Annotated in this window: 7 protein-coding genes; 1 reads left to right on the forward strand and 6 read right to left on the reverse strand. The window is 71.8% G+C overall.

The window, feature by feature from the left end:
* Window positions 1–283 precede the first annotated feature (283 nt).
* From ACSEEN_RS21100 to ACSEEN_RS21115, 4 genes are all read right to left on the reverse strand, one after another.
* Window positions 284–565: a response regulator transcription factor gene (locus tag ACSEEN_RS21100; protein ID WP_440714231.1), complete on the reverse strand. Its 282-nt coding sequence runs from the start codon at window positions 563–565 to the stop codon at window positions 284–286.
* Between the two features lie 383 nt (window positions 566–948).
* Window positions 949–2022: a DUF8320 family protein gene (locus tag ACSEEN_RS21105; RefSeq protein WP_440714226.1), complete on the reverse strand. Its 1074-nt coding sequence runs from the start codon at window positions 2020–2022 to the stop codon at window positions 949–951.
* Window positions 2019–3212 (reverse strand): sensor histidine kinase, encoded by a 1194-nt coding sequence (locus ACSEEN_RS21110; RefSeq protein ID WP_440714227.1) that lies wholly within the window; start codon window positions 3210–3212, stop codon window positions 2019–2021. Before ACSEEN_RS21110 ends, ACSEEN_RS21105 begins: the two co-directional genes overlap by 4 nt.
* Window positions 3213–3214: 2 nt before the next feature.
* Complete coding sequence (locus ACSEEN_RS21115) at window positions 3215–3910, reverse strand: response regulator transcription factor (RefSeq protein WP_440714228.1); 696 nt, start codon at window positions 3908–3910, stop codon at window positions 3215–3217.
* Window positions 3911–4138: 228 nt separating this feature from the next.
* Here ACSEEN_RS21115 and ACSEEN_RS21120 point away from each other — a divergent pair, with 228 nt between their 5' ends.
* On the forward strand, window positions 4139–4705 hold the full coding sequence (locus tag ACSEEN_RS21120; protein WP_440714229.1) for an MTB12 C-terminal domain-containing protein: 567 nt from the start codon (window positions 4139–4141) through the stop codon (window positions 4703–4705).
* A gap of 258 nt (window positions 4706–4963) precedes the next feature.
* Here ACSEEN_RS21120 and ACSEEN_RS21125 read toward each other — a convergent pair whose 3' ends face one another.
* Window positions 4964–6025: a DUF8320 family protein gene (locus ACSEEN_RS21125; RefSeq protein WP_298441186.1), complete on the reverse strand. Its 1062-nt coding sequence runs from the start codon at window positions 6023–6025 to the stop codon at window positions 4964–4966.
* Window positions 6022–6993 carry a sensor histidine kinase gene (locus tag ACSEEN_RS21130; RefSeq protein WP_440714230.1) on the reverse strand — a complete coding sequence of 324 codons (972 nt, stop codon included), beginning with the start codon at window positions 6991–6993 and terminating at the stop codon, window positions 6022–6024. The genes ACSEEN_RS21125 and ACSEEN_RS21130 overlap by 4 nt, the downstream gene beginning before the upstream one ends.
* Window positions 6994–7112 lie beyond the last annotated feature (119 nt).

Here is a 7112-nt window from a genome sequence, read left to right on the forward strand (position 1 = left end):
ACAACGCCGCACTCATCTGCCTCGCCCGCCGCCGCTGCGACGTCCTCTACGCCATGATCAAGAACCGCGAACCCTACCGAGCACCCGTACCCGCCGCGGCTTGACAAGTGTCATAGGGACACCCCCCCACAGCCGGCCGAGCCGATCAAGCCACCACAGCCGACTGAGCCGATCAAGCCGCCAGGCGCAGATCGCGTCGAAGCCAACCCACCAGCTGAGCGACGCGACTTCGACACGGGCATCGTCACTTCGTTCCTCCGCCCGGCTCAGCCGGCGAAGCAGCTCACCACTCGACGAGCGTGGTGTATCCGTCCTGGAGCGCGCGGGCCAGCAGGTGCGCCTTGGTCGGCGCGGGGCGGCCGAGGCTGACGTATTTGGCGCGAATACGCGAGATGTGCGTGCTGACGGTCGACGCGGAGATGAACAGCTGGTCGGCCGCCTCTTCTTTCGAGTCGGCCGCGAGCCACGCGAGGAGCACCTCGATCTCCCGGTCGGACAGCGCGGGGCGCCGCACCTCCGGCACCGGGCCGGATGCACCGGCTGCCTGCGCGCTCACGACCCGCAGGACACCGGTCCGCGGCCCGCGGATCGGCGCTTCCTCGTAGTCCCGTGCGATCTCGGCTGCCGTCACAGTCACGTGCGTTCCCTCCCCTGAGTCCCCGGGCCCGAAAGCAGGCCGGGCGCCGTCGCGAAGGAGCTGATCTCCACGGGCGCCGCACAGGGTATTCACAGGTTAGGAACGGGTGCGTACCGGTGAAAGACCCCAAAAAGGGGACAGAAACGGCAACTTGTCTCAACCAAACCCTATCGACCAGTCAGTTACGAGCGTTACATCGCCGGCGTCGCCACTGGTCAGCGAAGCGCGCTCGACGCCGCGACGCACACCGCGCTGGGCGAACTCGATCATTCATTCGACCACTCGCGGACAAGAGTCACCGGAGATGCCCGTCAGAAGTCTGCGGTCCCGGGACCTTCGACCCGGTTTCCGGCGGCGTCGAACGCCCAGCGCCGCATCTCACCGGCACGCACCACGGTGACGGTCGCGAGCCGTTCCCGACGCTCGGGAAGGAGCCGGATGGTCACGACGCAGTCGTGATCCACGTCCGCGAGTACGGCCCCGGCCACCTCGCACACCGCGGCCAGCCGCACCGGCTCGACGTCGTCGTCGGCGCGTCCGGTGCGGTCGTCGAGCAGGACCACCTTGGCGCCGCGGGCCCGTGCCCCCCAGGCCGCCGCGGCGAGGTCCGCGCGGTCGAGCCCGGGCGCCCGGATCCGGTCGCGAAGCGCGGCTTCGAGCAGTTGCGCCTCGTCCACCAGGCCGTCGTCGATCTCGGCCCCGGAAGCGATCAGTTCGAGCATCGGGCGCACCCGCTGATCGAGGTACGCCATCTGCTGGTCGCGCACCGCGCGCGCCGCCCGGGCACCGGCCGCGGCGGCCGAGCGCTGTTCGGCCCGCAGTTGCAGCGCGTAGATCTGGCGGGCCCGGGGCCGCACGATCATCGCGAACAGGGTCGCCATCACCAGCACCGCGACGTTGGGCAGCAGAATGCCGAGGAAGCCGTCGTCCGGCCCGCGCCAGCGCAGGCAGATCAGCGAGATCAGCACCGTGAGCAGCAGCCCACCCCACGCCGCGGCCACCCGGCCGCGCACGCAGACGAACGCGAAGATCGTCACGATGACGCCGGACACCGTGTCTTCGGCCAACTGCGCGTCGCGCGCGGTCGCAGCTAGCGCGCACACCACGGACAGCACCGGAAGCCCGACGATCACCGCCGTGGCCCGCCCCTCCACCGGGTCGCCACCGGCTTCGAGCAACACCACCACCGCGACCGCGTTCAGGACGAAGGCGATCAGGTAGAGCCAGGGCCGCGCCACCCCGCCGGCGGCCAGGCCGAGCGCGGCGGCCGCGCAGATCAGCGTCGCCGCGAGGGTGTAGACCTGCATGCGGCGCAGCCCCATGATCGTGGTCGCATCGGCGTGCCAGGGGCGCTCCCAGAACCGCCACCACGCGGCGGCCGTCATCGGTCGCCGTCCCAGCGCAGCACCACGGTGGTCCCCTCGCCCGGGGCGCTGCGCACGGTCGCGCTGCCACCGGGCAGTTCGTCCATCCGCGCCCGGATGCTCACCGCCATGCCCAGGCGTTCCGGTGGCACCCGGGCGACGTCGAAACCGCAGCCGTTGTCGCCGACGGTCACGATCAGCGACGCTTCGCCGGTCTCGACCAGCAGCGCACGCTGGGCGTGCGGTCCGGCATGCAGCACCGCGTTCCGCAGCGCCTCGCCCATCGCCTCGGCCATCGCCCGCACCACGGCATCCGGATACCGCGGCACCGACGGATCGAGCGCATCGTCGGGGTGCCCGACCGGAATGTCGGGGTCGATCGCGGTGGCGAAGGTGCGCAGCCGGGCGAGGGTCCCGACGACGCTGACGTCCGGCGCGTTCGGATCCGGTCCCTCCGCCAGGCGACTCAGCTCGTCGAGCGCGCCCCGCGCCTGTTCCGGCAGCCGCGCGTCGGCGGCGTGGCGGCGGGTGGCGACGAGAGTGGCGATCACCCGGTCGTGGATGAGGGCGTCGAAACGGGCGCGCTCGGCGTCGTGGGCGGCGGACGACGCCGACGCGGCCGCCGCCTCGATCGCATCGGCGCGGGTGGCGTCGAGCACCCGCCCCGTCCGGACCAGCAACCGCACGGCGATCATGAACGGCAGGGTGAAGACGATGCTCCACAGGGTTTCGTAGACGAACTGGTGCGTCGCGCCGCCGGACCGCCCGGCCGCGTTGATTGCCGCGGCCAGCACCGACGTCAGTACCAGGACGACGATGCCCAGGCGCAGCCGGAACATCGAGACCGCCAGCGCGGGCAGGCCGGCGAAGGTCATCAGCCAGGTGACGTCGCCGTCGGCCACCCGTGCGCCGGTCCAGGCGGGGAACCACAGCCCGCCGGCGAGCAGGAAGCCGGCCGCGGAGGCGAAGACCAGCGGAGCGATGTAGCGATCACCGCGGCGAACGAAGGTGACGCCGAGCAGCAGGACACCCGGCCCGAGGGACAGAAGTACCGCCACCGGCGTGAACCAGCCCGCCACCATTCCCGGCGGACGCCCGAAGTCGGGGATCGAGATCAGCAGGTACGCGACGAATCCCCCGCCGAGAAAGCGAGCCATCGCCGTGACGATCCGGGTGCGCTCCCGGCTGGCGTCCGGCGTGGCAGCGGTCATGCTTACTCGGGGCGCGAGCGCTGCGGCATCGGGAGCCAGCCGTCCTCGACGGCCCGCTTGAACAGATCGAGCTTGGTGCGGGTGGGCCGGCCGGCATCGGCGTACTTCTGCCGGATCCGCTTGAGGTACTCGTTGACCGTGTCCGGCGAGACCCCGAGCTCCTGGCCGACGCTGATCGACGTCCCGCCGGACGCGTACAACGTCAGCACGCGCTGGAGCTGGGGACTCAGTTCGACGGCGTCGAGATTCGGATCGCCGTCGATCGCGGCCGCCCACTCGGTGGTCAGCACCTCCTCGCCGCGGCCCCCCGCCCGGATGGCGTCGATGATCTCGCCCTCGGTCGCGGACTTCAGGACCACGCCGAGCGTGCCCGCGCGGGCCGCGGAGCGCAGCAGATCCGGATGCTCGCCGGAGGTGTAGACGACGGTGCCGATCCCGTGCTCGGTGAGTCGTTCGACGTTCTCGCGCGGGGTGGTGCCGTCGCCGAGGCGCAGATCCAGGATCACCACGTCGAGGTCCGTGGTCTGATCGAGGAGTTCGCCGACCGTCGCCGCGGACGCGACCAGGGACAGGTCCGGCTGCTGTTCGAAGATCCGCTCGATCCCCCAGACCGGCGCGCGATGGTCGTCGACCATACCGACCCGCACGATCGTTCGGGCCCCACCCGACGGCCCCTGACCTGGATTCGTCACACCCATCACGCTCCTCCCGAGCTACGGCGTCCCCGGCTTCTCCGAGCACCATGTCGCTCGCGCGACAATCCAGCAATGGAGTCATCTTAATGACCTGCACCGACAAGACAGGCACCGCGCCACAAAGTCGACCCGAACGGAGGACCGCCCGGCGCCCGCCGCCCGCGCTGGCCGCGCGTGCCACCTTCTGGTTAAGTTAGGCGTACCTGACTAGATCCGAGGAGGACCTCCGTTATGCAAAAGAACCTGCGCCGCCCCGTCCTGGCGGTCGTCACGCTCGCCGCCGGCGCCGCCATCGCCCTGACCGGCTGCTCGAGCGACAACAACGACACCGCCGCCAAGGCGAGTTCCGCCGCCACCTCGGCGACCGACGCGGTCAAGTCCGCCGCCACCTCCGCGACCGACTCGGTCAAGTCGGCGGTCGAGGGCCTGGACGTGGCCAAGGCCCAGGAGATCCTCCGCAAGGCCGTCGACCCGGCCACCCCGGCCGACCAGATCGACAGCGTCGTCGACGTCACCAATCCGGCCACCAAGGCCGCCATCATCGGCTACGCCAAGGGCTCGGCCGCCGGCGGCTACACCCCGGACGTGTACACGGTCAGCTCGGTCACCGGGACCGACAAGGTCGACGGACACGACGCCGCCAAGGTCGTCATCACCGTGAAGTCGCCGCACGCGCCGCAGCCGGTCGAGATGACCGACAACCCGCTGGTCTACGTGAAGGTGGACGGCACCTGGAAGCTCAGCGGCGACGCCGTGACCCAGCTGTCGTCGATGGCCGGCAGCCACGGCGGTCACTGACCCCGCAGCATCCGCGACGACGCGCCGGCACCCTTCCCCGACACGCTTCCTGGGCTGGTCCTACCCGCTCGGCCGAGCTGGTCCGACACGCTCCCCGAGCCTGTCGAAGGGTGACCGGCGCGTCGCCGTCCGCGGCGCGATCCGTCGCGGATCGTGCCGCCGAGCGACAGACGTCGCGGATCCTGTCGGATCCCTTGTCGAGTACGCGACGGATTTCGGCCCCGACACGATCCGCGACAGATCGCGCCGGGCGACCCGCTACGCCCAGCGCAACCCCGCCGCGGCCCGGACGCAGGACCGTCGCCCGACGACCTCCCCGTCGACCACGTTGATCAGCGCGACCTCGTCCCGGCCGGGCGGCAGGATGCGGGCCGTGACCGCCCCCGACGACGCGGCGTGCAGCACCCGGATCAGTTCGCCGCGCAGCCGCTCCGCATCGGCGGCGGTGAGCGCGTCGAGATCGAGGCCGCCGTCGTCGAACAGCGCGACGGTGACGCCGCGGGACCGGGCGGCGGCCGCCGCGACGCGGGTGCCCTCGCTGTACCAGCCGCGGCCGCGGACCTCGTCGCGGAGCGTGAATTCGAGGAGCCGGACGGCCAGCGCCTCCTCCTCTGTGAAGCTGTCGCCGTCGGCGATACGCGCCAGGATCGGTCCGGCCTCGCGGGCGACCTGCGCGAGGCGCTCGTCCCGCTCGTCGATGGCGGCCCGCCGCGCGGCGCCGGCCCGGACGGCGGCCAGTTCGCGTTCGCGCAGGGCACCCATGAGTTCCATGATCGGCCGGATCATGGCGGCGACGATCACCGCGGGCAGCACCGTCCCGATCACCCGGTTGCTCATCGGCACCACCATCCCGGCCGGATAGCCGTGCGACCGCGTCCAGACGGCCGCGGTCAGCAGGGTGCCGCCGATCATCAGCCAGGCGACGAGGAACCGGCCGCGAATGGCCACGATGCCGGCGACGACGGCGGCGAGCGCCGGCGGCATGGTCACCTGAACCCAGAACTGCGATCCGTGCGGCAGATGCCACCAGGCCAGCGCCAGAGCGCAGAGCGAGGCCACCCCGATCACCGCGGCCGCCCAGACCGGGAGGGGGTCGGCGGGGATCGCGATCACGCCGACCAGGCACAGCACTTGCAGCACGAGCGAGAACACCTGCGCGGCCCAGAGTCCGCCGGACGCGGATGCGGACGCGCCGATCATCGCGATGACATAGCCGGCCACCAGCACCGCGGCGGCGACGGTGACCAGGGGCGACCGCAAGCCGATCAGGGTCGGCAGGTCGGGTGCCTCGGGTGCCGCCGGATCGGGGCGGGCGGTCATGCCCGCTCCCAGTGGATCGACACCATCGCGCCTTCACCCGGTGCGCTCTGCACCCACGCCGCGCCGCCGGGCACCGAGGCCATGCGCGCGCGGATGCCGATCTCGATGCCCAGGCGATCGGCGGGCACCCGGTCGGGCGCGAAACCGACGCCGTCGTCGACCACGCGCAGCCGGATCCCGTCGTCCGAGAAATAGCCGACCACCGCCTGCGAGGCCCCCTCGCCCGCGTGCCGGAGACTGTTGCCGAGCGCCTCGCCGACGGCCTCGGTGAGCACCTCGACCACCGCCAGCGGATAGTGGTCGGCGCCGTCGACGTCGAGTGCGACAGCGATGTGGTCGCCGTGCGCCACGACGGCCTCCCGGACCCGCAGATGCGCGGTGTGCGCGTCGACGAATTCGGGCCGTTCCGGGCGTTCGGCGCCGTGCAGGACGCCGAGCGCACGACGCGCCTGGTCGCGCTGCACAGGGGCGGGCCGGCCACCCGTCACCGTGCGCAGGACGGCGATCACCTCGTCGCGGACCACGGCGTCGACCCGGATGCGTTCCTCGGCGCGTGCGGCTCCCGCCGCATCCGCCGCGGCACTCGCGAGCACGCGGCCGTGGTCGTCGTCGACCTGCCGCGCCGCCTTCATGGAGGCCGCGACGATCGCGAGGAAGAGACCGATCAGGGAACCGTTGACGACGGAGCGGTACGACTCGGCCGGCAGCAGTTCCCCGGCGTGGGCGTAACCGAGGACCGCCCACATCACCGTGACCAGCACGGTCGCGTAGGCGATGGCCGCCCGGTATCCGGCGGTGACCGCGACACCGATACAGGTCATCGTGGCCGTGGTGCAGACCCACACCGGATTGATCGCGTCGGGATCGGCGAGCCGGCCGGTGCGGGCGGCGAACCAGAGGAGCAGCAGGACGAGTTCCACCGCGCAGGCCGTCAGCGCGGCGGGCCGCAGATACCGCCGGTGAATCACCCCAGGTTTTCTGCCGCTCCTATACGGGGTGCAGCTCTCGGTTGAGGGCGGCGTAGTAGGCGGACTCGAACTCGGCGGGCGGGACCGTGCCGATGCTGGAGTGGAGCCTGTCATTGTTG

It is taken from the genome of Gordonia marina, assembly GCF_052036135.1.
GTDB lineage: Bacteria > Actinomycetota > Actinomycetes > Mycobacteriales > Mycobacteriaceae > Gordonia.

What these genes read in the sequence shown, in the direction of transcription:
- ACSEEN_RS21105 (WP_440714226.1), bottom strand. Translation starts at nt 2,022, where the DNA reads ATGACGGCCGCCGCGTGGTGGCGGTTCTGGGAGCGCCCCTGGCACGCC.
- ACSEEN_RS21110 (WP_440714227.1), bottom strand. Translation starts at nt 3,212, where the DNA reads ATGACCGCTGCCACGCCGGACGCCAGCCGGGAGCGCACCCGGATCGTC.
- ACSEEN_RS21115 (WP_440714228.1), bottom strand. Translation starts at nt 3,910, where the DNA reads ATGGGTGTGACGAATCCAGGTCAGGGGCCGTCGGGTGGGGCCCGAACG.
- ACSEEN_RS21120 (WP_440714229.1), top strand. Translation starts at nt 4,139, where the DNA reads ATGCAAAAGAACCTGCGCCGCCCCGTCCTGGCGGTCGTCACGCTCGCC.
- ACSEEN_RS21125 (WP_298441186.1), bottom strand. Translation starts at nt 6,025, where the DNA reads ATGACCGCCCGCCCCGATCCGGCGGCACCCGAGGCACCCGACCTGCCG.